The sequence below is a fragment of the Psychrobacter sp. FME5 genome, from assembly GCF_014861375.1.
GTDB lineage: Bacteria > Pseudomonadota > Gammaproteobacteria > Pseudomonadales > Moraxellaceae > Psychrobacter.
Genome location: NZ_RRYX01000028.1, coordinates 1 through 22,363 on the forward strand (window position 1 = coordinate 1; position 22,363 = coordinate 22,363).

At 42.9% G+C, this 22,363-nt stretch carries 18 protein-coding genes; 11 read left to right on the plus strand and 7 right to left on the minus strand.

The features are described from left to right. Positions 1–29: 29 nt before the first annotated feature. The 4 genes from EI161_RS05920 to EI161_RS05935 form a co-directional block, all read right to left on the minus strand. Positions 30–560: a hypothetical protein gene (locus EI161_RS05920; protein ID WP_225735247.1), complete on the minus strand. Its 531-nt coding sequence runs from the start codon at positions 558–560 to the stop codon at positions 30–32. A gap of 333 nt (positions 561–893) precedes the next feature. After that, the gene (locus EI161_RS05925; protein WP_192524978.1) at positions 894–1,178 is read right to left on the minus strand and encodes a pyrimidine/purine nucleoside phosphorylase; all 285 of its coding nucleotides are present in this window, start codon (positions 1,176–1,178) and stop codon (positions 894–896) included. 202 nt (positions 1,179–1,380) lie between these two features. Continuing rightward, a protein-coding gene (prfB, locus tag EI161_RS05930; RefSeq protein WP_192523248.1) for a peptide chain release factor 2 occupies positions 1,381–2,476 on the minus strand; the annotation gives its coding sequence in 2 pieces (ribosomal slippage) (positions 1,381–2,403 and positions 2,405–2,476; 1,095 coding nt in all). Between the two features lie 107 nt (positions 2,477–2,583). Next, positions 2,584–3,285, minus strand: a complete 702-nt coding sequence (locus EI161_RS05935; protein WP_192523247.1) for an HAD family hydrolase — start codon at positions 3,283–3,285, stop codon at positions 2,584–2,586. Positions 3,286–3,457: 172 nt separating this feature from the next. On the opposite strand from EI161_RS05935, the gene EI161_RS05940 reads away from it, so the two are divergent. Next, the gene (locus EI161_RS05940) at positions 3,458–3,904 is read left to right on the plus strand and encodes a hypothetical protein (RefSeq protein ID WP_192523246.1); all 447 of its coding nucleotides are present in this window, start codon (positions 3,458–3,460) and stop codon (positions 3,902–3,904) included. A gap of 120 nt (positions 3,905–4,024) precedes the next feature. Here the strand turns inward: EI161_RS05940 and EI161_RS05945 are convergent, their stop codons facing one another. Further along, the gene (locus EI161_RS05945) at positions 4,025–4,561 is read right to left on the minus strand and encodes a gamma carbonic anhydrase family protein (protein WP_192523245.1); all 537 of its coding nucleotides are present in this window, start codon (positions 4,559–4,561) and stop codon (positions 4,025–4,027) included. Positions 4,562–4,849: 288 nt separating this feature from the next. Here EI161_RS05945 and EI161_RS05950 point away from each other — a divergent pair, with 288 nt between their 5' ends. From EI161_RS05950 to EI161_RS05980, 7 genes are all read left to right on the plus strand, one after another. After that, entirely contained in the window at positions 4,850–5,401 is a 552-nt protein-coding gene (locus EI161_RS05950; protein WP_192523244.1) for a phosphatase PAP2 family protein, read from the plus strand. Positions 5,402–5,821: 420 nt separating this feature from the next. Continuing rightward, complete coding sequence (gene carA / locus EI161_RS05955; RefSeq protein ID WP_192523243.1) at positions 5,822–7,051, plus strand: glutamine-hydrolyzing carbamoyl-phosphate synthase small subunit; 1,230 nt, start codon at positions 5,822–5,824, stop codon at positions 7,049–7,051. Positions 7,052–7,248: 197 nt separating this feature from the next. Beyond that, positions 7,249–10,503, plus strand: coding sequence for a carbamoyl-phosphate synthase large subunit (gene carB / locus EI161_RS05960; protein WP_192523242.1), 3,255 nt, complete (start codon positions 7,249–7,251; stop codon positions 10,501–10,503). A 359-nt stretch (positions 10,504–10,862) separates the two neighbouring features. Beyond that, positions 10,863–11,339, plus strand: coding sequence for a transcription elongation factor GreA (greA, locus tag EI161_RS05965; RefSeq protein WP_192523241.1), 477 nt, complete (start codon positions 10,863–10,865; stop codon positions 11,337–11,339). Positions 11,340–11,852: 513 nt separating this feature from the next. Next, entirely contained in the window at positions 11,853–12,740 is an 888-nt protein-coding gene (locus EI161_RS05970) for a hypothetical protein (protein ID WP_192523240.1), read from the plus strand. Positions 12,741–12,945: 205 nt separating this feature from the next. Next, positions 12,946–13,506, plus strand: coding sequence for a hypothetical protein (locus EI161_RS05975; RefSeq protein WP_192523239.1), 561 nt, complete (start codon positions 12,946–12,948; stop codon positions 13,504–13,506). Between the two features lie 359 nt (positions 13,507–13,865). Beyond that, complete coding sequence (locus EI161_RS05980) at positions 13,866–15,260, plus strand: glycosyltransferase (RefSeq protein ID WP_225735248.1); 1,395 nt, start codon at positions 13,866–13,868, stop codon at positions 15,258–15,260. A 121-nt stretch (positions 15,261–15,381) separates the two neighbouring features. Here EI161_RS05980 and EI161_RS05985 read toward each other — a convergent pair whose 3' ends face one another. Together EI161_RS05985 and EI161_RS05990 are read right to left on the minus strand one after the other, a co-directional pair. Continuing rightward, positions 15,382–16,866, minus strand: coding sequence for an NAD-dependent succinate-semialdehyde dehydrogenase (locus EI161_RS05985; protein ID WP_192529219.1), 1,485 nt, complete (start codon positions 16,864–16,866; stop codon positions 15,382–15,384). A 183-nt stretch (positions 16,867–17,049) separates the two neighbouring features. Continuing rightward, positions 17,050–18,234: an acyl-CoA dehydrogenase gene (locus tag EI161_RS05990; protein WP_192529220.1), complete on the minus strand. Its 1,185-nt coding sequence runs from the start codon at positions 18,232–18,234 to the stop codon at positions 17,050–17,052. Between the two features lie 352 nt (positions 18,235–18,586). Between EI161_RS05990 and EI161_RS05995 the strand changes: the two genes are divergently transcribed. The 3 genes from EI161_RS05995 (at position 18,587) to EI161_RS06005 (ending at position 22,317) form a co-directional block, all read left to right on the plus strand. Continuing rightward, entirely contained in the window at positions 18,587–19,045 is a 459-nt protein-coding gene (locus EI161_RS05995) for a DIP1984 family protein (RefSeq protein ID WP_192529221.1), read from the plus strand. Positions 19,046–19,610: 565 nt separating this feature from the next. Then, complete coding sequence (locus tag EI161_RS06000) at positions 19,611–21,413, plus strand: FMN-binding glutamate synthase family protein (protein ID WP_192529222.1); 1,803 nt, start codon at positions 19,611–19,613, stop codon at positions 21,411–21,413. A 58-nt stretch (positions 21,414–21,471) separates the two neighbouring features. Further along, on the plus strand, positions 21,472–22,317 hold the full coding sequence (locus tag EI161_RS06005) for a phosphodiester glycosidase family protein (RefSeq protein ID WP_192529223.1): 846 nt from the start codon (positions 21,472–21,474) through the stop codon (positions 22,315–22,317). Positions 22,318–22,363 lie beyond the last annotated feature (46 nt).

Genomic DNA, 22,363 nt, shown 5'->3' on the forward strand with positions numbered 1-22,363 from the left:
TGACTATCTCTGCGAGCAGTTACGCTCGCCTAGACTGATTGTTGCGTAAGTCCTATGAGTTTTGCATAGCGGCTATTTCCAATACGAATTAACGTCGTCTCTAATAATTTAACCACTGCTGCTAGCACATTATCATGGGATAACTCTTCTGCTTCTAAGTCTTTTTCAACTTGCGCTCGTAGATTAGGCAGCGCCTCGGCAAAACCTATCATCGCATCGAACTTAGCCTGATCACGCACGCGATTCCATTCTGGATGATACAGATACTGCTTACGGGCTTTGTCATCACGACCTGTCGATTGTAGATGTCCTTTTTCATCTTGGCATATCCAAACCTCTGACCACATGGGCGGTATTACTAACGCATCAAAACGCTGACGCAGTGCCTTGTCTTTGACCGTTTTACCAGTCGCATCTCGATACGTAAAACCGCGCCCCCAACGTCTGCGCGTAAACCCAAGCTCATCATCGCTAACGTAGCGCAAATTCGCCAAGCGCGCTAAATGCTCATAATCATGGCGCACATCTGGCGTATTTATCTGTTCATTTAACGTCGCCATAAAAACACTCATTTAATAAAATAGTTGTTTTAGCATAGTTAACTACAGCAGTATTTGCTATGTGTTTGCCACGGCCAAAATGTAATCGATGTGTAAAATACAAAAAAAACGCCAAGCATAAACTTGGCGTTTTTTTAACGATTACACTAGGGCGTGTCCTCATTTTAAAAATGGTTATAAAAATGAGATAAATTGCAGTCAAACGAGGAAAATAGCGCAAATAATATCGGGATATTAATCAGCTATTTGACGATATTTAGCAAAATTTAGCCATTTTTAGCCCATTTAGATACAATCGCTTGAATTGAGTACACGCCCTAGCGTGAGAAGTAGCTATTTACCATATACACATAGATAAGCGCTTTCGACATCAATTTTAACGTTGAACTTCTGATTGGCTTCAACGGTAAATTGCTCGCCAGCATTAAAAGTCTGCCACTCATCGCTTTCTGGCAGCTTTACTGTTAATGCACCGCTGACTACACTCATGGTTTCAAACTCACTGGTGTCAAATTCATATTCACCAATCTCCATAACACCAACGGTCGCAGGCCTAGTAGCCGTTTGAAAGGCAATAGAAGTGACTTTATTATCAAAATAATGATTAACGCTTGGCATAATTTTCCTTAAACTATATTTATTTCAGAGAATAAACTAAATTTAGCTTTATATAAGTACAGCACACCCTTTTTAGGCTTGATTTAATAAAGCTAAGCGAACGACTTTGAGAGCTTGCGAACAACGGAGTTGAGTGTTCTTTATTACATCATGCATGACATAATTTATGTATGTCACTTGCTTTCAATATTAATAGTGTCAACTACAATCCAGCCTTTAAACTGGCTTCAATAAATTGATCCAAATCACCATCCAGTACAGCACCCGTATTAAAGGTTTCAACGCCCGTGCGTAAGTCTTTGATACGTGAATCATCCAGTACATAAGAGCGAATTTGACTGCCCCAGCCGACGTCAGATTTATTGTCTTCGACCGCTTGCTGTGATTCCATGCGTTTTTGCATCTCAAGCTCATATAACTTGGCACGCAGCATTTTCATTGCCGTGGCTTTGTTACCATGTTGGCTACGCTCGTTTTGGCAGGTCACCACCACGCCTGTCGGTTCATGAGTAATACGTACCGCAGAATCAGTGGTATTGACGTGCTGACCACCTGCACCTGATGAGCGGTAAGTGTCCGTGCGTAAGTCAGCCGGATTGATATCAATCTCGACATTATCATCGACTTCAGGTGAGACAAATACGGCAGCAAATGACGTATGGCGACCGTTATTACTATCAAATGGGGATTTACGTACGAGGCGATGGACGCCGATTTCGGTACGCAACCAACCAAAAGCATAATCGCCTTTAATCTCAATCGTCGCTGATTTAATGCCAGCAACACCGCCAGATGATACTTCAATCACATCAACTTTAAAGTTATGCGCTTCTGCCCAGCGTGTATACATGCGCAGCAGCATTTCTGCCCAGTCTTGCGCTTCTGTGCCGCCACTGCCCGATTGAATATCTAAATAGCAGTTGTTCGGATCCATCTCACCGCTAAACATGCGGCGGAACTCTAAATCAGCCACGCGCTTCTCAGCATTGTCGAGCTCGGCTTGCACATCAGCAAGCAGTGATTCGTCTTCTGCTTCTTCGGCTAACTCTAGCATCGCAGACGCATCTTCTAAGGTGGTCTCAAGCGACACTACGACGTCGATAACACCGTCAAGCTGGCTTTTTTCTTTATTAATTTTGGTCGCACGCTCTGGATCGTTCCATAGCTCAGGATTTTCTAGCTCTAGGTTGACTTCTTCCAAGCGTTCTTGCTTACCATCGAAGTCAAAGATACCTCCGCAAGTCCTGCCCACGCTCTGATAAATCTTTGATTTGTTCTTGATACGGATTAATTTCCATAAAGGTTCCTGTGTTTTTAAGATAAATAGCCAACGAATCTGGTGCTATTTTAAATGAGATTGAGGTTAAATGGTTGATTATTTCTTATTGCTCATCATTAAAACAGCCTAAATTGACCAATCTTCAACTGCCCAGCGATGGGCTAACGCATGCGCCTGTAGCGCCTCATCGGGTGACACGCAGATAGCCACATCTGCCCATTCGAGCAGCGGAATATCATTCTTGGAATCTGAATAGGCATAAGTCTTATCAAAGGTAATACCAGCCAATTGCTGTTTATTGAGCCACTTATCTAAATGGTAAATCTTCCCTTCTTTAAAATTTGGCTTATCAGTTAACTTGCCCGTATAGCGCTCATTTTGTATCTCAAGTGGGGTCGATAACACATTGGCATCTGCTACACCAAAGCGCTTGGCAATCGCCGAAACCACAAAGTCATTGGTTGCCGAAATAATCACCACATTATGACCTTTTTCGATATGCTGACACAGCACTTCCATCGCTTTTGGGCGAATATGTGGCTCAATTTCACTTTTAATATAGTCTTCTCGCAGCGCATGGAGCTTGTCCATTGGTAAGCTACTCAAGAACTGCGCCACAAATTCATTATATTCCGTCGCATCAAGCGTGCCTTCGATATAATCTTGATAAAACTTCTGATTGGCCGTGCGATACTCAGCTTCATCGACGAGGTTTTGCTTGACGATATACTCGCCCCATAGATAGTCGCTATCGACATCGAGTAAAGTATGGTCTAAATCAAATAACGCCAGTTCTTTTTGCGAGTTCTGTGCTTGTGTCGCTTGCATAGTGGAGCCTTATTATTGTGGTGTAAAATTATAATCTTTGATGTTGATAGTTTCTGAATAGACTTTAATATAAATACTTTTCGAGAACACTACTGTTCACCGAACAAAACTATGGTAAATTATTTGCTTTAGCGTGCCTTTAATCTACTTAATAATAAAAATAGAGAATTTCATGAAAGCGTCTAATGATAAAACCGCTTCGCTTAATAGACCACGACGCCCTGCTCGCTCAATCAGAGAAATCAGACGACGTCAATTAGGTAAGAGCTATCAGTCGCCTTTAGACCGCATACTGTATGCGCTCTTAAATGCACTACTGTACGGTTTTGGCGGCCTACTTATCGACCTTGCCATCGTGGTCATTCGCTCAATAGCCGGTATGGGCAATGGCGATATATTTTGGCTATTTACCCCATTTATGTTAGTGCTTGGCGCGTTAATAGGTTTCATCGTTGGTAAAAGCGCTGGTGCTGAGAGCGTCAATGCTTTAAACATCGACAAAACAGGCAACAACACTTATCTTAGTGACCACTCTATACGCCATGATATATTTCGCGGACTTATCATCGGTATTATTATCTTTGCAATTATTTGGCTGATTATGATGCTTATGGTATAAAACTCGGTGCATTTATCACCATGACGTACAACTATAAAGCGCTATAAAAGACATAAAGAGGATAGGCTATTATCATACTATCCTATTGTTTTGATAAAACCCTTCTTACTGCGCTAACAATTAATCAGGCATCGCTATCTCTGTTAAGCCTGTTTTAAACTGCTGACAACGCTCCGCATAATGCATGGCTGATAGCTTTAACATCGCTGCTTGCTCGTCGGTTAATGTCTTAACCACTTTTGCAGGGGCACCCATCACCAGCGAATTATCTGGAATCTCTTTGCCTTCTGTAACCAAGGCTTTGGCACCAATGATACAGTTTTTACCGATTTTGGCGTTATTTAAAACCACAGCACCAATTCCAATCAAGCTATTATCACCGACTTCACAGCCATGCAGCATCGCTAAATGACCAATCGTCACATAGTTGCCGATTTTAACCTCAATCCCTGCGTCGGTATGAATCACGCTGTTTTCTTGGACGTTACTATAATCACCGATATGGATACGCTCGTTATCGCCACGCAGCACCGCGCCAAACCAAATACTGGCTTGATGACCCAAATATACATCACCCATGACTTGCGCGGAATCTGCCACCCAACCATTAAAAGGTACTGCAAATTCAGGCACCTTATCTAAATATTGATAAATCATAATCTATCCTTAGTCGTTATTTTTTATAAAAATATGTTGTAAAGCCCGATAATCGTAAAGCTTAGGCCGTGTTGAACATTCAAAAATAAAAGCTCTGTTCTGTATAGTCGATACTCGATAAAAACAGATACATTAGGTGATAACGTACGACTGCTATAAATTTTTCTAGCTTGCTGTGCTTACGCCGACAGAGGCTATGAAAAATTCATTCCAGCCCTACTGTGTCGTTTTTACATGGAACTGACTATAGTATAATGCCGCCAATAAACCCTATTTAGGCTCGCCGCCATGATCAGCAAAAAACATTCAGCGATTATATTGTTATCCAGTAGCATCATTGTCGCTACCCCTGCTCATGCAGCCAATAGCTCTGGTATTGAACAAGCAGGAGACATTCTATCCTTTGCCATACCTGCCGTTGCTTACGGTAGCACTTATTATATGGATGATAAAGAGGGTCGACAGCAATTTTACTACTCATTTGCTACCAATGTTGCCGCTACTTATGCCTTAAAGACGATGATTGATAAAGAACGACCTGATGGCAGCGATGATAAATCTTTTCCCTCTGGTCATACCTCAAGGGCTTTTCAAGGTGCTAGCTTTATTCATAAACGCTATGGTTTAGAATATAGCATTCCTGCTTATATTAGTGCAGGCTTTGTTGCCTATAGTCGTGTCGAAGCCGATGAACATGATACGGTTGATGTATTGGCTGGTGCAGCTCTAGGGGTTGCCAGTAGCATGTATTTAACAAAAAGCTATTATGATGATCAACTGCATATCGCCACTAACCTATCTCCAGATTACTACGGCTTATCGGTTCATTATAATTTTTAAAGCTGTTACTGATTTTTATTCGTTCTATAGTTTTTATTCGTTTAGAAATGCTATTAATAACTGAGGCAAATTTTTAATAAATAACAGGTATTATGAATAAATAAGCAAGCTTTAGGTTGTATATGCATTTTATTAGCCTATCTCTAGTTAAGATGCTAGCCCTTAACGCAAAACTCTAGTATAATGCGCAAAATCTGTGCCAAAGCGAGCGGACATGATGCAAGTTACCTATTCACTATCTAGTGGGTTTTGTAGTTTCCATCAATAATGTCTTCTCGCTTTTTTGTGGAAAAATTTTGGCTCTGGCTCTTTTTTTATTGTTATTTAGCAGCAGTTAAATAGAGATAAAAGGCTATTTTAGCGCAAAATTTTCATCATTAAAATCATGGCACTCACTAATAACAGCGGAGGCAACAACCCTTGAATTCATCGACAGAAATACAAGCAATTTTGGCACTAGCAGACGGTACGATTTTTCATGGTTTGAGTATCGGCAGTCTCGGTCATCGTGTCGGTGAGGTGGTTTTTAATACAGCCATGACAGGGTATCAAGAGATTCTCACCGACCCAAGTTACGCACGTCAGCTCGTCACCCTCACCTATCCGCACATCGGTAATACCGGTACCAACGCTGAAGATACTGAATCTGGCAACGGTCATAAAGTCTGGGCTGACGGTCTTATCATCCGCGATGCGACGATGGTCACCTCAAACTTCCGTAACTCAGAATCACTGAGCGATTACCTACAAAATCATAACACGGTCGCTATCGCTGATATCGATACACGTCAGCTGACTCGCTTGCTACGTGATAAAGGGGCGCAAAACGGTTGTATCATGACTGCTTCTAATGGTGAAACGATTAGCAGCGACGATGAGCAACAAGCGATTAAACTGGCGCAAGAATTCGCTGGCATAGAAGGCATGGACTTAGCAAAAGAATGCTGTACACCGACGACGTTTGAGTGGACAGCCGGTAGCTGGGATTTATCAGATACGCTGCTTAACCGTGATATACCTGGCAGCCATGATAGCGGTACGGGCGGCTTCTTTAAACAGCTTGGCAGCCATGTTGAAGCAAAATACAATGTAGTCGCTTATGACTTTGGCAGCAAAACCAACATTCTACGTATGCTAGTAGACCGTGGTTGCCATGTGACAGTGGTACCAGCGCAAACGCCTATTGCTGACGTTATCAAAATGAATCCAGACGGTATCTTCTTATCAAATGGTCCTGGCGACCCTGCTGCTTGTGACTATGCTATCGATGCGGTACGTCATATCATTGAAGAAACGGATATTCCAACCTTTGGTATCTGCTTAGGTCATCAGCTGATTGGTCTTGCCAGCGGCGCAAACACCATCAAAATGAAAACTGGTCATCATGGTGCCAACCATCCAGTACAAGATTTAGCTGCTGGTACGGTTATGATTACCAGTCAAAATCATGGTTTTGCGGTTGATGAAGACACCTTGCCAGACAACGTTAAGTCGACCCATCGCTCGTTGTTTGACGGTACTAACCAAGGTATTGAGCTGACCAATAAGCCTGTCTTTAGCTTCCAAGGTCACCCTGAAGCCAGCCCTGGTCCGCATGATGCCGCGCCACTGTTTGATAAATTTGCAGAGTTGATGGCAGCGGCTAAATAACTTTTAACTATAAGCCATTAGCAAACAGCATATATTCGTTATACAGCTTAGATCACGAACGATGGTTTAAGCTGATCCACGCAAAATAACATTGTTTTATTAAGATATAGCTTTTTAAAATATAGCACTGTTCAAACACAGTTTTATCCGAATTATCAATCAATTAAAACATCATACTAACGAAGGTAGCCCTAACTATGCCAAAACGTACCGACATAAAAAGCATTCTTATCATTGGCGCAGGCCCTATCGTCATCGGTCAAGCGTGTGAATTTGATTATTCAGGTGCCCAAGCCTGTAAAGCGCTAAAAGAAGAAGGTTATCGCGTCATCTTGGTCAACTCAAACCCAGCGACCATCATGACCGACCCTGTCATGGCTGATGCGACATACATCGAGCCGATTACTTGGCAGACGGTTGAGCAAATCATTGCCAAAGAACGTCCTGACGCAATCTTGCCCACCATGGGCGGACAGACGGCGCTAAACTGTGCGCTCGAATTGGACAAGCACGGCGTATTAACCAAATACAACTGCGAGCTGATTGGTGCGACCAAAGATTCAATCGAGATGGCAGAAGACCGCAACTTATTTGATAAAGCCATGAAGCGTATCGGCCTTGAATGTCCGCGCGCTGAAACCGCTGAAACCATGGAAGAAGCGTTTATTACCCAAGAAAAAATGGGCTATCCGTGTATCATTCGTCCGTCATTTACCATGGGCGGTTCCGGCGGCGGTATCGCGTATAACCGTGATGAATTTATCGAAATTTGTGAGCGCGGTTTTGACTTATCGCCAAACCATCAACTCCTTATCGATGAATCATTAATCGGTTGGAAGGAGTATGAAATGGAAGTGGTTCGTGACAAAAACGACAACTGCATCATCATCTGTGCGATTGAGAACTTTGATCCAATGGGCGTGCATACCGGCGACTCTATCACCGTCGCGCCAGCACAAACTTTGACCGACAAAGAATACCAAATCATGCGTAATGCTTCATTAGCAGTACTGCGTGAAATCGGTGTTGAAACAGGCGGCTCAAACGTCCAGTTTGGTATCAACCCTGAGACCGGTCGTATGGTCGTTATCGAGATGAACCCACGCGTTTCACGCTCATCAGCATTGGCATCAAAAGCCACTGGCTTCCCGATTGCCAAAATCGCTGCCAAACTGGCCATTGGGTATACGTTAGATGAATTGCAAAATGACATTACTGGTGGCAAAACGCCAGCCAGCTTCGAGCCTGCGCTTGATTATGTCGTCACTAAAATACCTCGTTTTAACTTTGAAAAATTTCCACAAGCCGATAGTGCATTATCAACACAAATGAAGTCGGTTGGTGAAGTGATGGCGATTGGTCGTAACTTCCAAGAATCCATGCAAAAAGCACTGCGTGGTATGGAAACCGGCAATGATGGTTTTGATGAGCAAATCGACTTATCAAAAGTAAGCATTGAAAAAGCCCGTAGCGAGATTACCAATCGCTTGACCATTCCAACCCCTGAACGCATTTATTATATTGCTGATGCTTTCCGTATTGGTATGAGCGTCGATGAGGTGTTTAACTTAACCAAAATCGACCCATGGTTCTTGGTGCAAATCGAAGATATCGTTAACACTGAAGCAACGGTTAAAGCACTAGGCTTTGGCGGTTTGAACGAGAAAAACTTACGTAGCTTTAAGCGTAAAGGCTTATCTGACCTACGTTTGGCGAAGTTGCTTGGTGTGTCACAAAAGCAGCTACGTAAAAAACGCTGGGACTTAAACGTTTATCCAGTCTATAAGCGTGTCGACACCTGCGCGGCAGAATTTGCCACCAGTACCGCTTATATGTACTCAACGTATGATAGTGAATGTGAAGCCAACCCAACGGATAACAAAAAAATCATGGTTATCGGTGGTGGTCCTAACCGTATCGGTCAAGGTATCGAGTTTGACTATTGCTGTGTCCACGCGGCACTTGCGATGCGCGAAGACGGTTATGAGACCATCATGGTCAACTGTAACCCTGAAACCGTTTCAACCGATTATGACACCTCTGACCGTCTATATTTTGAGCCAATTACGCTTGAAGACGTATTAGAAATTGTGCGTATCGAAAATCCTGATGGGGTGATTGTGCAGTTTGGTGGTCAAACACCATTGAAACTGGCGCGCGCTTTAGAATCTGCTGGGGTCAAAATAATCGGTACTAGCCCTGATGCGATTGACCGCGCAGAAGATCGCGAACGCTTCCAACATATGATTCAACAATTAAACCTTATTCAACCAACCAATGCCTTGGCCACGAGCTTAGAAGACGGCTTGATAAAAGCAAAAGACGTGGGTTATCCATTGGTCGTACGCCCCTCTTATGTACTCGGTGGTCGCGCGATGGAAATTGTCTACAACGAAGACGAGTTAAGACATTATCTGCGCACCGCTGTACAAGCATCAAACGAAGCGCCAGTATTGTTAGATCGTTTCTTAGACGATGCGATCGAAGTCGATGTGGACTGTGTTAGCGACGGTACAGACGTGGTAATTGGCGGTATCATGCAGCATATCGAACAAGCAGGCGTACACTCTGGTGACTCAGCATGCTCATTGCCACCCTACTCGTTGTCTGATGAATTGTGTGACGTCATGCGCGCGCAAACGATTGCCATGGCAAAAGAGCTTGGTGTTGTCGGTCTAATGAACGTGCAATTTGCTGTAAAAGGTGAAACCGTTTATATCCTTGAAGTCAACCCACGCGCTGCACGTACCGTACCGTTTGTGTCTAAATGCATCGGTACATCACTAGCGCAAATCGCCGCGCGTTGTATGGCGGGCACCTCGCTAAAAGATCAAGGCTTTACCACTGAAATCGTACCTGCATTCTATGCGGTCAAAGAAGCGGTATTCCCATTTGCCAAATTCCCAGGTGTTGACCCAATCTTAAGCCCTGAGATGAAATCAACCGGTGAAGTCATGGGCGTTGGTAAAACTTTTGGCGAAGCTTTTTACAAGGCCGTCATCGGTAGTAATGAGCGTCTGCCAGGTTTGCCAACCGAAGGCGAAAACAAAACCATCTTTATCTCAGTACGTGATAGCGATAAAGAGCAAGTGGCGCCTATCGCCCGTCAGCTTATCGACTTTGGCTTTAATATCGTTGCTACTACTGGTACCCAAAAAGTATTGGCAGAAAATGGTATCGAATGTAAGCAAATCAATAAAGTTACCGAAGGTCGCCCACACATCGTTGATGCCTTAAAAAATGGCAAAATCGACATGATTATCAACACCACCGAAGGCAAGCAGGCACAAGAGGATTCTTTCTCTATTCGCCGTAGCGCGCTACAAGGCAAGGTATTCTATGTCACCACCCTAGGCGCGGCGGATGCGGTTTGTAAATCTTACGCGATTGACTTGCCATTTGACGTTTATAAGCTGCAAGATTTGCATGAACAAGCGAAGACTATCGTTTAACTCTATTGACTTGGCTGCATAATTTCAGTAGATTAAGCCTAATCGCTAGGCTAAATTAAAAGCCAATGCGAAACTTGTTATTGATTTTGATATGATAATAATGCTTTAAAAAAACGACACTTTTAAAGAAATAGACCTAAAAAGCATAGTGGCTGAACTGCGACTATGCTTTTTATTACGTAAGGTTAAGTGCACCTCAGCTTAAGCGTCGTACGCTCAAGCATGACTCTACCTTTGCCTATTACGCAGTCTAAACCTTACTCTTTTTATACTTCATACTCATTGCTACAACGCTGACACCATCTCACTATTCGCTAAGAGTAGGAGGTGGTGTGGTGTTATTGGTTTAAGGAAAAAATATGCAACGTTACCCCATGACTCCACAAGGACATGCTGCTTTAGAAACTGAACTCAAACAGTTAAAAAGTGTCGACCGTCCTCGTATCACAGCCGCTATCGCTGAAGCTCGCGAACACGGCGACTTAAAAGAAAATGCTGAATACCATGCTGCCCGTGAACAGCAAGGGTTTTGTGAAGCACGTATCCGCGATATCGAAGCCAAATTAGGCGGTGCTCAAGTCATCGATACTGCGACTTTGCCAAAAGACGGTCGTATCATATTCGGCGTGAGCGTCGTTATCGAAAATATGGACACCGAAGAAGAGAAACAATATAAAATCGTTGGCGACGATGAAGCTGACTTTAAAGCGGGTAAAATCTCTGTCAACTCACCGATTGCCCGTGGTTTAATTGGCAAATTCGAAGGCGATGAAGTACGTATCGAAACCCCAAAAGGCGTGGTCGAATACGAAATTATGAAAGTCATATACGATTAATTTAATTGGATTTTTTAGCTTTTATAGTCAGTAAAATAGTAATTCTTTTAAGAAGTAAATAAAGTAAAGCACACAAAAAATCATTGTTTATAGGACGGCAGTTACACAATGCAGCTGTTCTATTTAATCCGTTTTAGCGCATAATTGTTGAGTTGAAATGGCTAAATAATTAGGCGCATGGCGCATGCTTAGCTATTCATTAAAATAATGACGGATAAATCGGTAATTTTATAGTTTGATAGCATGCTTTGATAAACAGCTTGTATCGTTTGGCTATTTATTACTGTTATCACTATCCCCTCGACCCTCGTTATTTGGCCTGCTCTGTAGTGTCATTTAACGGGGGTTTTGTTTATCTAATACCAAACCCAAAAAGTAAGATTGGCTGTGTCAGACTCGTTTAGTCTACAAGGCGTAGTACTTGAACTCGTTTTCCTTGCCATTCTAATTTTTGTGAATGGTATAAGTATACTTATACCTGCTTTACTGACGGTACCTTTAAAGGACTTTATTATGACCACTACTATGAATCGCTCAACTGGTTTGCAAAAAACAGCCACATTCACGGCAGTATCGGCGATTTTGGCCGGTACAGTACTGGCTCTGTCATCAGCAAATGCCGCTACTGAAGTAGCCATTAATCCGTCTGCTGGCGATAGTACCACCGTGGTTGAACAGTACTCTGACGGCAAAAACACCACTATTAATGCGACGTCTAACGGTATTACCATGCAAGACGGTATGCCTTTTTCGATCACTCAAGTCAGCAATGTGCCGCGTTATGTCGTTCGTCAAGGTACTAACGACAATACAGTCATCTCTCAAGGTAGCACCACTGTCACGAGCGTACCTGTAACAAATAAGGCGACCAATCAAACCAACAGAGTCGATGTGATAGCCGTGCCGACGGCGAGTACAGTAACGCAAGTATTGCCTGTCACGCCTGCTAGCCAATTGCCCGTTATTAATGCTAATGTATCGACGACAACTACTATAGACACCATACAACTCACACCCACCTTTAATATGCCTGATATCGTCAACGCTCAAACCAAAGTGATGAAAATCCTTAAAAACAGCGATGGACGTGAGGTAGCAGTTCCTGCCAACCATATCGCGCCTGGTGATATTATTGAATATCATACGACTTATACCAATACCACCGCGCAGCCTGTGACTGATATTAATGCCATGGTTTCGTTGCCAAATGGCGTGAGATTAGTATCGTTGAATAGCCCGCTACCAACGCTTGCAACCACTGGCGGCGATACATACCAAACCATTCAGCAAGTAGGTAATACAGTGGTTGTCAAAGAGAACTACTCTGGCCTTAAGTGGAACTTGGTTGACCTGAGTCCAAATGCTGCACAGACTGTGGTCATACGCGCCAAAGTGCAATAAATACAGCATAAAATCTTAAAAATCAATAAAAGGTCTTGCGCGCTATTTTTCTAGTGAGCAAGGCCTTTTTTATACGTGCACTTTATTCCTTAACAACCAACCTTTTGCTATAGTGCTTTTAATCCAAAACAAATATCTGGTTGTTGTTTGCATGTATAAACCTTCTTTTCTTTATTCATTGATTTTTATCATTTACGGCTGTCTCTTGAGTTCTACATCTTGGGCTGAAGCCACCGAACCAAAATTTGACGATAGCTTTTATATGTCGAAAATTTGTACTGCATATATGAGTAAAGACGGTCATGAATATTGTGATGATGGTTATATCCTTAAAAGCGAAACGTTAAATGATGGCACCATAATAGAAACTGTAATTATGGATGACATGGGTGGTTACGGCTGGAACCATACTTCGCTCAAAAGAGTCGATAAAGATACTTATCATGTCTATATCGGCTGTGGTAGTTCATGCGGAGCTAATATACTATTTGGTCGTGGGGATAAAAAACAAAATTTTGATCTATACTTTGATTTTGATCTAAAAAGTCGGTGTAGTGTTGAATATGACAATGATCAAAAACTCTGGATTGCCCGTCATTTTTTCTCGGATAAAGAGATGGCTTTACCTTCAACTCATAGCAATAGTGAATCTGCGATTTATCCCAAGTACAATGTTGAGTTTGATAAAAAAGGACGTCTAATTGTCAAAAAACACTTCTCAGAAGAAGTGGTTCAAACCTTGCCTAACCCCTGCTCCTTTAATTAAAAACCTCATAAATAGCACGACAACAGTTGTCGCATAAAATCAATATTTCTCTAATAATTACAGTGACTTGCAAGCCATTTTTCTAAAATAATAGCTTATAAATGAATTGGTAATCTGCGCTTATGGCAACCATAAATTACGAACGACTACAAGGGAAACTCAACATCCCGCTAATATTCATAGTGAGCATGAGCGAGCAGCGCTATCAGCATTTTTGGTAAGGCTACTTTATGATCGTTAACATCAAAGAGGGCAGAAACCAATAACCTAATCCTATCTTTTTATCTTGATGGTTGAGTTTTGACCGCTTTTAACTGACAATAGCAACTTGATATTATTAACTGGTCATCAATGCCACTATGAAAGTTATGCGCTTACTGTCGTCTTTAAAGCATGATGAATCCGAGCGCGGCATTTTTCATCTTGGCCGCGCATTGGTCAAAAATGATCATACTTCAATTATTGTCTCTAGTGCTGATGAAGACAATGAATTGGTCATACGCCTGAAGCGTGATGGCAATAACTACCACCAGTTATATATGAATAAAAAATCCTGGTTGTCTTTATTGCAAGTCGCGGCATTGCGCCGTCTGATTGAAAAATACAATCCTGACATCATTCATGTGCACTCGCGCACGCCTGCATGGATACTACACTTGGCACTACGCCGCGCACGTGTCAAACGTATGCCAAAACTGATCTCGACCATGTATGGCTTTTACCCCATCAATAAATACTCGCAAGCCCTGCTCGATGTCGATACGATTATCACAGTCTCTGATAGTGTGACCAACTATCTAAAAAAAGGACTGCGCCGCGAAGAGCTTGAGCCTAAAGTGATTAAGCGCATCTACCGTGGCATCGATACCCGCCGCTATCCTTATCGGCACAATCCTTCTGTTTATTGGCTGCGGCATACCTTTGCTGAATACCCTGAGCTTGAGCATAAAAAGTGGCTGGTATTTCCAACCATTATTGGCAATGAATACGGTCAAGAATGGTTGATTGATATTTTGGGTAACTTGCAAGAGCAATTCCCTAATATCCACGTCATTATTATGGATGAGGATTATAGAGATGGTGATGTGGCGCATGAAGACTTCCGTCAACGCACCAATACACTGGGCTTGGCTGAGCGTATTACCTATGTGGGCAGCAAACGCAACGACATGCGCGAGTGGTTGTCAGCAGCCAATATCGTGATGGCACTTGCCAACGAACCCGAACCTATCGGCATCAATGCCCTGCAAGCCATTCACTTGGGAACGCCAGTAATTGGTTGGGACCAAGCGGCGTTTAGTGAAATTCTACAACCGCTCTACCCGCAAGGATTGGTAAAAAAATACAATGCCAAAGCGCTATGTAAATCAGTGAGAAATCAGCTAGAAAGCGTGACACGCCCTGAGATAACCACTCAATTTACTATGCGTGAGATGATTGAAGAAACGCTTGCCGTGTATCAAGGCTTGTATGATTTGTCATTAGCAGAAGAACAAACAGCCACGGATGTTCTAGCGGAAAAAAGAATCAAAAAGAGCCTTAAACCAACCATCCAACCTTTTGATAAGCCTTCTGATCGTCTGGTTCATAAAGAACCTATTAAACCGATTGTTCTTAGTAAAAAAAAGACGGTTGACAAAGATAAGCCTACGCCAGCGACTAAAACTTTAGAGCCCAAACCTATTGAGGCTAAAAAATCACTGCTGAAACATGGCGACTCGTTAGTAACAAAAGATAAAAATCTTGAAGAATAGCTTTCAATATTACTTTTCACTGACCATATAAAAAAGCCTAACGTCCAACGCTAGACTTTTTTATTAACTTAGTTTCATATGCCATTTTAAAATAAACGGTTATTTTTTAGGCTAAAACAGCTTAACTAATATCAGAACACCAGTATTTAGTTACAACATATTCTTCAATACCATATTTTGAGCCTTCACGACCAAAGCCTGATTGTTTTACCCCGCCAAAAGGCGCTACTTCTGTAGAGATTAAACCTGTGTTATGGCCGACGATGCCGTACTCCAAACTTTCAGTCACGCGCCATGAGCGGGCATAATCGCTACTATAGAAGTAAGCGGCAAGACCATAGATAGTGTCATTGGCTTTACGAATCACTTCTTCTTCGTCTGAGAAGATAAATATCGTTGCGATAGGGCCAAATATTTCTTCGCTGGCAATCTCCATGTCGGTACTCAAATCCGTAATGACCGTCGGGTTAAAACTCAGTGCCGAGGCAGGATTTGTATCGCCACCAGTGACAATTTTTGCGCCTTTATCAAGTGCATCTTTTAATAATGCTTGTACTTTTTCTAAGCCATCTTTATTGATGAGCGGTCCAATATCGACACCTTCGTCCATGCCATTACCGACTTTGAGCTCAGTTACTTTTTTGACAAAAATTTCTAAAAATTTATCTTTGATGCTATCTTGGACATAGACTCGGTTGGCACAGACACAGGTTTGACCCGCATTACGGTACTTAGAAGCGATTAAGCCTTCAGCCGCCTTTTCCAAATCAGCGTCATCAAAGACAATAAATGGTGCGTTACCACCAAGCTCTAATGACAGTTTTTTGACAGTTGGTGCACATTGCGCCATTAATGTACGCCCCACTTCCGTCGAGCCAGTAAAGGAGAGTTTTTGGATTCGGACGTCACTGGTTAAAATATCACCGATGACTGATGATTTCCCAGTCACCACCTGAATGACACCTGCTGGAATGCCGGCTTGCTCTGCTAATACACCCAATGCCAAGGCAGAAAATGGTGTTTCGGAGGCAGGCTTGATAATCATGGTACAGCCTGATGCGAGTGCAGGCGCAGCTTTACGTGTAATCATCGCTGCTGGAAAGTTCCAAGGAGTAATCGCCGCACAAACACCAATTGGCTGCTTTAAAATGACATGGCGCAGTTGCGATTTATTAGCAGGAATGGTGTCGCCATAAACGCGCTTGCCTTCTTCGCTAAACCAACGAATAAAGCTATTGGCATAGCCAATTTCGCCGCGTGACTCAGTCAAAGGCTTTCCTTGTTCAGCGGTCATAATAATCGCTAAATCTTCTTTATTGGCATCGATGAGGTCTGACCATTTTTGTAGCAGCTCGCTACGCTCTTGTGCCGTTTTTGCCGCCCAAGCTGTCTGCGCATCATGAGAATACGCAACCGCTTCATTGACATCCTCTTTGCTCAGGCTTGGTACAGTACCAATAACCTCCCCAGTAAAGGGATTGCTGACCTCGATAGTGGCACTGTTGTTGCCATTATCATTATCACTGGCTTCGTGCCAGCCATCCTTAATAAAACACTGCTGTTTGAGTAAACTTGGGTTCGATAGTTTTAATGTATTTTTAGACATAAAACGCTCCTTGGCGTTGATCTTATTTATAGTTATTGGTGAAATATTGGTAAAGCAATTATCAATCACAACCATTATTATAGGAAGCATCAGACGCCATTCGCAACCCTCACTAACACTTCTCTCACCATTTTAAAATGAGGACACGCCCTAGTGACACTCCAGATAAACTCGACCTAAAAACTATGAAAACGCTTGAATGCCAGTCTGTGCACGGCCTAAGATAAGCGCATGAATATCATGTGTACCTTCATAAGTGTTCACCGCTTCTAAATTCATCACATGGCGAATGACGTGATATTCGTCAGAGATACCATTACCACCATGCATATCACGGGCCACGCGAGCAATATCAAGCGCCTTACCACAGTTATTACGCTTAATCAGCGAAATCATCTCAGGTGTGGCTTGGTTATCATCCATTAAACGACCGACACGCAGCGCAGCTTGGAGACCTAAGCTAATCTCTGTTTGCATATCGGCAAGTTTTAACTGTACCAACTGCGTTGCCGCAAGCGGACGGTCAAACTGCTTACGATCAAGGGTATATTGACGAGCCGCTTTCCAGCAGAATTCAGCCGCACCCATCGAACCCCAAGCGATACCATAGCGGGCTTTATTTAGACAGCCAAACGGGCCTTTTAGACCGCGTATATCTGGGAAAGCATTGGTTTCAGGTACGAACACTTTATCCATTACAATCTCACCAGTAACGGATGCACGTAGCGAGAACTTACCTTCAATCTTTGGCGCTGACAGCCCTTTCATACCTTTGTCTAAGATAAAACCTCGTATCTTACCTTCGTCATCTTTCGCCCAAATGACAAACACATCAGCAATCGGACTATTGGTAATCCACATTTTATTACCCGTCAGCTCATAGCCGCCATCGACTGCGCGCGCACGCGTCAACATCGATGAGGGGTCTGAACCTGAGTCTGGCTCGGTCAAACCAAAACAGCCAACATATTCGCCAGTCGCAAGTTTAGGGAGATATTTTTCTTTCTGTTCTTCAGTGCCATACGCCCAAATCGGATGCATGACCAAACTTGATTGCACACTCATCGCTGAGCGGTAGCCTGAATCTACCGCTTCGATTTCGCGGGCGACCAAACCATAAGCCACACTCGACAATCCTGCGCAGCCATAGCCGTCAATCGTCATGCCAAGCAAACCCATCTCACCCATTTGGCGCATGATATTACGGTCAAAATGCTCGTTGCGATTGGCACTGATAATGTTCGGCATCAACTCTTTTTGAAAAAACTGACGCGCGCTATCCGCTACCATACGCTCTTCTTCGGTGAGCTGGTCACGTAGTAAAAAAGGATCTTCCCAATCAAAACGTGCGCTGGTAGAATTTGCCATATGTTTCTCCTTGATTTGTTAGACTACTCTCTATACTAGAAGTTTCTGCTATTATTTCGATACAGACACGCCCTAGTATAGAGAGTAAAAGGCTGTCCGCAAAATTAGAACCGTTAATGATAACGTCATATCCTAACTCGTACAGTATTAGTATTTACTACAACTAAATAATGATGGTAATGAGCGACTCAATCAGTTAATGATTACCACTGATGTTACCACTTTTCATAAATGAATCTCTATGACGCCCACTCACAAAACAATATTAGAAAATGAGAGTCAAATAAAAAAGGCGTACCAGCAATATTGTCAAAGCAAAATAAATAATGATTAAAAATAACAGGAAACCAAAATGAAACTCGCAGAAGCTCTACTGACCCGTAGCGACATGCAAAAAAAGCTCGCCCAGCTCAAAGGGCGTATTCGCAGCAACGTTAAAGTTCAAGAAGGCGATACGCCAAGCGAAGATCCAAATGCGCTGATGATCGATGCTAGCCAAATCATTACTGAGTTGGCCGTTTTGATTGAGCGTATTCATCGTACCAATGCCATCGCTAAGACAGATAAAGATCAATCGATGCTGATGTTATTGGTCGAGCGTGATACGTTAGAGATGCGCCATAAGCTTTTGAATGAAGCGATTGAGGCAACTGACACTGAGAGTGACCGTTACAGCCATCGTGAAATTAAATGGAATATTATGGTCTCAGTTGCAGGGTTACAAAAACAAGCCGACGACATCGCAATGAAACTTCGCAAAATTAACATTGTTATTCAAGCCAATAACTGGCAAATTGACCTTGTGGAATAACGATAAACCCATAATGTTAGTATTTTCTATGTACTTACTCTAAGTGCATAGACGACCCCTTTGGGGCCGACTGGGCGAGTGTCAGACCCCAAACTTACACAGCAGGGGGTTGAAAATATACTGTAGTGTCGACTACGCGTTGCGGGCAGACGCTTTTTTTACACCTCATGCCCCTACACGTCACTGGTCACAAAGCACTATTTAAACCTTACCACCAGACACTGACAGTCGGTTTCAATTTTATTTTTAATATCGTCTACCATACGCATTCCTGCAAAGCCAGCTTTCGAAAGATAAATGGCTGCGTTGGTTATCAGTAAGCGTAAAAATCCCTTCGTTACAAAACCTACATTAGCATACCGTTACTCAATTATCTCTAAGCCGTGATATTATAAGCGTACAATATGCGCGTTAATTATAAGTTAAGATAAAACCAGTCGTCCTCTATATCAATGCTTGAGGCACGCTGCTTTTTCTATCATTAATAATTATCGCGTTTTTTGATTTTTATATTTCTACTTTATTATATATTTCTACTTTCTATGTTTTATAGTTGAGCGATACTATGCCCCAATCTCGTACCAATCTAAACCCTAAGCCCACACTTGACGCTCCTTACCTCGTCGGTCTATTACTGCGCTATAGTACCTTTGGCGCTGCTATATTGATATTTTTGGCAGGGCTGCTATTGATGAAATGGTGGCTAATCATTCTTAGTGGATTGGGGGTATGTCTGGGGATTTATGACCTTCTACAATCAAAACATGCCATATTGAGAAACTATCCCGTTGCTGGACATATTCGTTATGTACTTGAGGATTTTCGGCCTGAGATTCGTCAATATTTACTAGAAAACGACAAAGAACAGGTACCTTTTTCACGCCAGCAGCGTGCGTTGGTTTATCAGCGTGCCAAAAACGTCAGTGACACCAATGCCTTTGGTACGCTAGATAATTTATATGCGCATGGTAAAGAATGGTTTTTGCAATCGGCCGTCAGTCAGCCTTTAGAGAATAAAGACTTTCGTATCATGGTTGGTGGCGAGCAGTGTCAACAGCCGTATGATATGTCGGTATTTAATATCTCAGCAATGAGCTTTGGTAGTTTATCTGCCAATGCCATTATGGCACTTAACCAAGGTGCAAAGTTGGGCGGTTTTACTCATGATACCGGTGAAGGGGCTATCAGTCCTTACCATCGTAAGTTTGGTGGCGATTTGATTTGGGAACTGGGTACGGGTTATTTTGGTTGCCGCGACGAACACGGTAATTTTGACCCACAGTCTTTTGCCGAAAAAGCCGTCGATCCGCAAGTTAAAATGATTGAGATTAAACTCTCACAAGGCGCTAAACCTGGTCAAGGCGGTGTGCTACCGTCAGAAAAAATAACGGTAGAAATTGCGGAAACGCGCCAAGTGCCACTCGGGCAGGATTGCGTTTCACCCTCTTCTCATACCGCTTTTAGTACGCCGCTTGAGCTGGTCGCTTTTTGGCAGCAGCTGCGTGAATTATCAGAGGGTAAACCTGTTGGGTTTAAACTCTGTATCGGTCAACCTTGGCAGTTTATGGCGATTGTCAAAGCCATGATAGAGACTAATAACTACCCTGACTTTATTGTCATTGATGGTGCGGAAGGCGGTACTGGTGCAGCGCCAGTTGAGTTTATGGATAACGTCGGCATGCCGATGGTAGAAGGGTTTATGTTGGTTCACAATACCTTAGTCGGTGCAGGCATTCGTGACAAGATTAAGCTTGGCGTCAGCGGTAAAATCGTTTCTGGTTTTGATATCGCTCGTATGATTGCCTTAGGTGCTGATTGGTGTAACTCGGCACGTGGCTTTATGTTTGCGGTTGGCTGTATTCAGTCGCGCTCATGTCATACTAACACTTGCCCAACTGGGGTTGCGACCCAAGACCCTTATCGTCAAAAAGCCTTAGATGTACCCAGTAAGGCTGAGCGCGTCGCAAGTTTTCATAAAAACACGCTTAAATCACTGGCCAGTATTGTTGGCGCGGTTGGTCTACAACATCCCAGCCAGTTGCAACCGTATCATATTGCTCGTCGTCTAGACGATGGACAAATAAAACTTTTATCCAAATTCTTCTATTTCGCCGATAATGAAGCACTACTTAATAGTAGCGCCCGCGCAGACGTATTCAATCAAATGTGGGTCATGGCAACCCCTGATAGCTTCTTAGCCAACAACGATGCCCTGATTGCTTATAATAAAGACTCGCGTGATAAAGGCAAAGAAACCAGTGCGCCAACGGAGCAAGGTCTGGGGAGTTTCGCAAACATTACTGACGGTGGACGATTAATCGGTAATGTTAATAACACTTTTCGCGAGATTCCCTCTATAGACGACTAAGTATGAATGAGCCATTCAAACAGAGAAGCTCCAACGCCATAACAAAGACAAGCCATCGATGCTAAATTCTATGAAGCTAAGCTCTATTTTCACATTACCTTCTTCTTTACTGACAGTAGCGCTGCTCGCTTTAAGCATCAGCGCCTGCCAGCCAGCAGATGACCTAAACAAAGATGCGATTATCAGTGATACAGAAAACTGGTCTTGCCAATCGCATGCCTCACCGTTTACTTATAGCGCGTGCAGTATTAAGGCTCAGGCGCTGATGGGTGATCGTTACTCGTTGCAACTATTTTGGCAACCACCCGATAGTACGAAGCCGTTACTGACTTTTGATAAGTTATTGACGACCATGCCCAAAGATCAGACGCTGAATTTTGCCATGAATGCTGGTATGTATAACGAGAGTTACGCGCCTATTGGCTATACCGTCATCGAAGGCGAAGAGATTCGTACGTTAAATATCAAAGAAGGTGGCGGCAATTTTCATCTATTGCCCAATGGGGTAATGTGGTGGGATAAATCTGGCGACGTCAAAATCACCGAAAGCAACGCCTTAAATGAGCAGCTTAAAAATGGTAAAGCGCAGCCCTGGTATGCAACTCAATCAGGACCTATGCTGGTTATTAATAACGAGATTCATCCGCAGTTTAACCGTGATAGCACCTCTATTAAACCGCGCAATGGTGCCGGTGTTTGTAGTGATGGCAGCGTGCAGTTTGTCAATAGTGAAGAGCCTGTGACCTTTTATCAGTTTGCCGAGCTTTTTAAGGATGACTTAAACTGTCCAAATGCTTTATTTTTAGATGGCGGGATTGCTTCAGCATTATATGCGCCTAGTATTGATAAACATGATAAAAAAGAGATGGGTGTGATGATTGGGCTGGTTGATTTGAATCAATAGCATCACTCTCAATCTATCTTAATATTACCCTAAACCCTTTACCCAC

Coding starts and splice junctions, on each gene's coding strand:
- EI161_RS06005 (WP_192529223.1), top strand. CDS start 21,472: ATGCTAAATTCTATGAAGCTAAGCTCTATTTTCACATTACCTTCTTCT.
- EI161_RS05980 (WP_225735248.1), top strand. CDS start 13,866: ATGAAAGTTATGCGCTTACTGTCGTCTTTAAAGCATGATGAATCCGAG.
- EI161_RS05990 (WP_192529220.1), bottom strand. CDS start 18,234: ATGGCAAATTCTACCAGCGCACGTTTTGATTGGGAAGATCCTTTTTTA.
- EI161_RS05985 (WP_192529219.1), bottom strand. CDS start 16,866: ATGTCTAAAAATACATTAAAACTATCGAACCCAAGTTTACTCAAACAG.
- EI161_RS05920 (WP_225735247.1), bottom strand. CDS start 560: ATGGCGACGTTAAATGAACAGATAAATACGCCAGATGTGCGCCATGAT.
- EI161_RS05945 (WP_192523245.1), bottom strand. CDS start 4,561: ATGATTTATCAATATTTAGATAAGGTGCCTGAATTTGCAGTACCTTTT.
- carB (WP_192523242.1), top strand. CDS start 7,249: ATGCCAAAACGTACCGACATAAAAAGCATTCTTATCATTGGCGCAGGC.
- EI161_RS05925 (WP_192524978.1), bottom strand. CDS start 1,178: ATGCCAAGCGTTAATCATTATTTTGATAATAAAGTCACTTCTATTGCC.
- EI161_RS06000 (WP_192529222.1), top strand. CDS start 19,611: ATGCCCCAATCTCGTACCAATCTAAACCCTAAGCCCACACTTGACGCT.
- EI161_RS05970 (WP_192523240.1), top strand. CDS start 11,853: ATGACCACTACTATGAATCGCTCAACTGGTTTGCAAAAAACAGCCACA.
- EI161_RS05940 (WP_192523246.1), top strand. CDS start 3,458: ATGAAAGCGTCTAATGATAAAACCGCTTCGCTTAATAGACCACGACGC.
- EI161_RS05950 (WP_192523244.1), top strand. CDS start 4,850: ATGATCAGCAAAAAACATTCAGCGATTATATTGTTATCCAGTAGCATC.
- EI161_RS05995 (WP_192529221.1), top strand. CDS start 18,587: ATGAAACTCGCAGAAGCTCTACTGACCCGTAGCGACATGCAAAAAAAG.
- EI161_RS05935 (WP_192523247.1), bottom strand. CDS start 3,285: ATGCAAGCGACACAAGCACAGAACTCGCAAAAAGAACTGGCGTTATTT.
- greA (WP_192523241.1), top strand. CDS start 10,863: ATGCAACGTTACCCCATGACTCCACAAGGACATGCTGCTTTAGAAACT.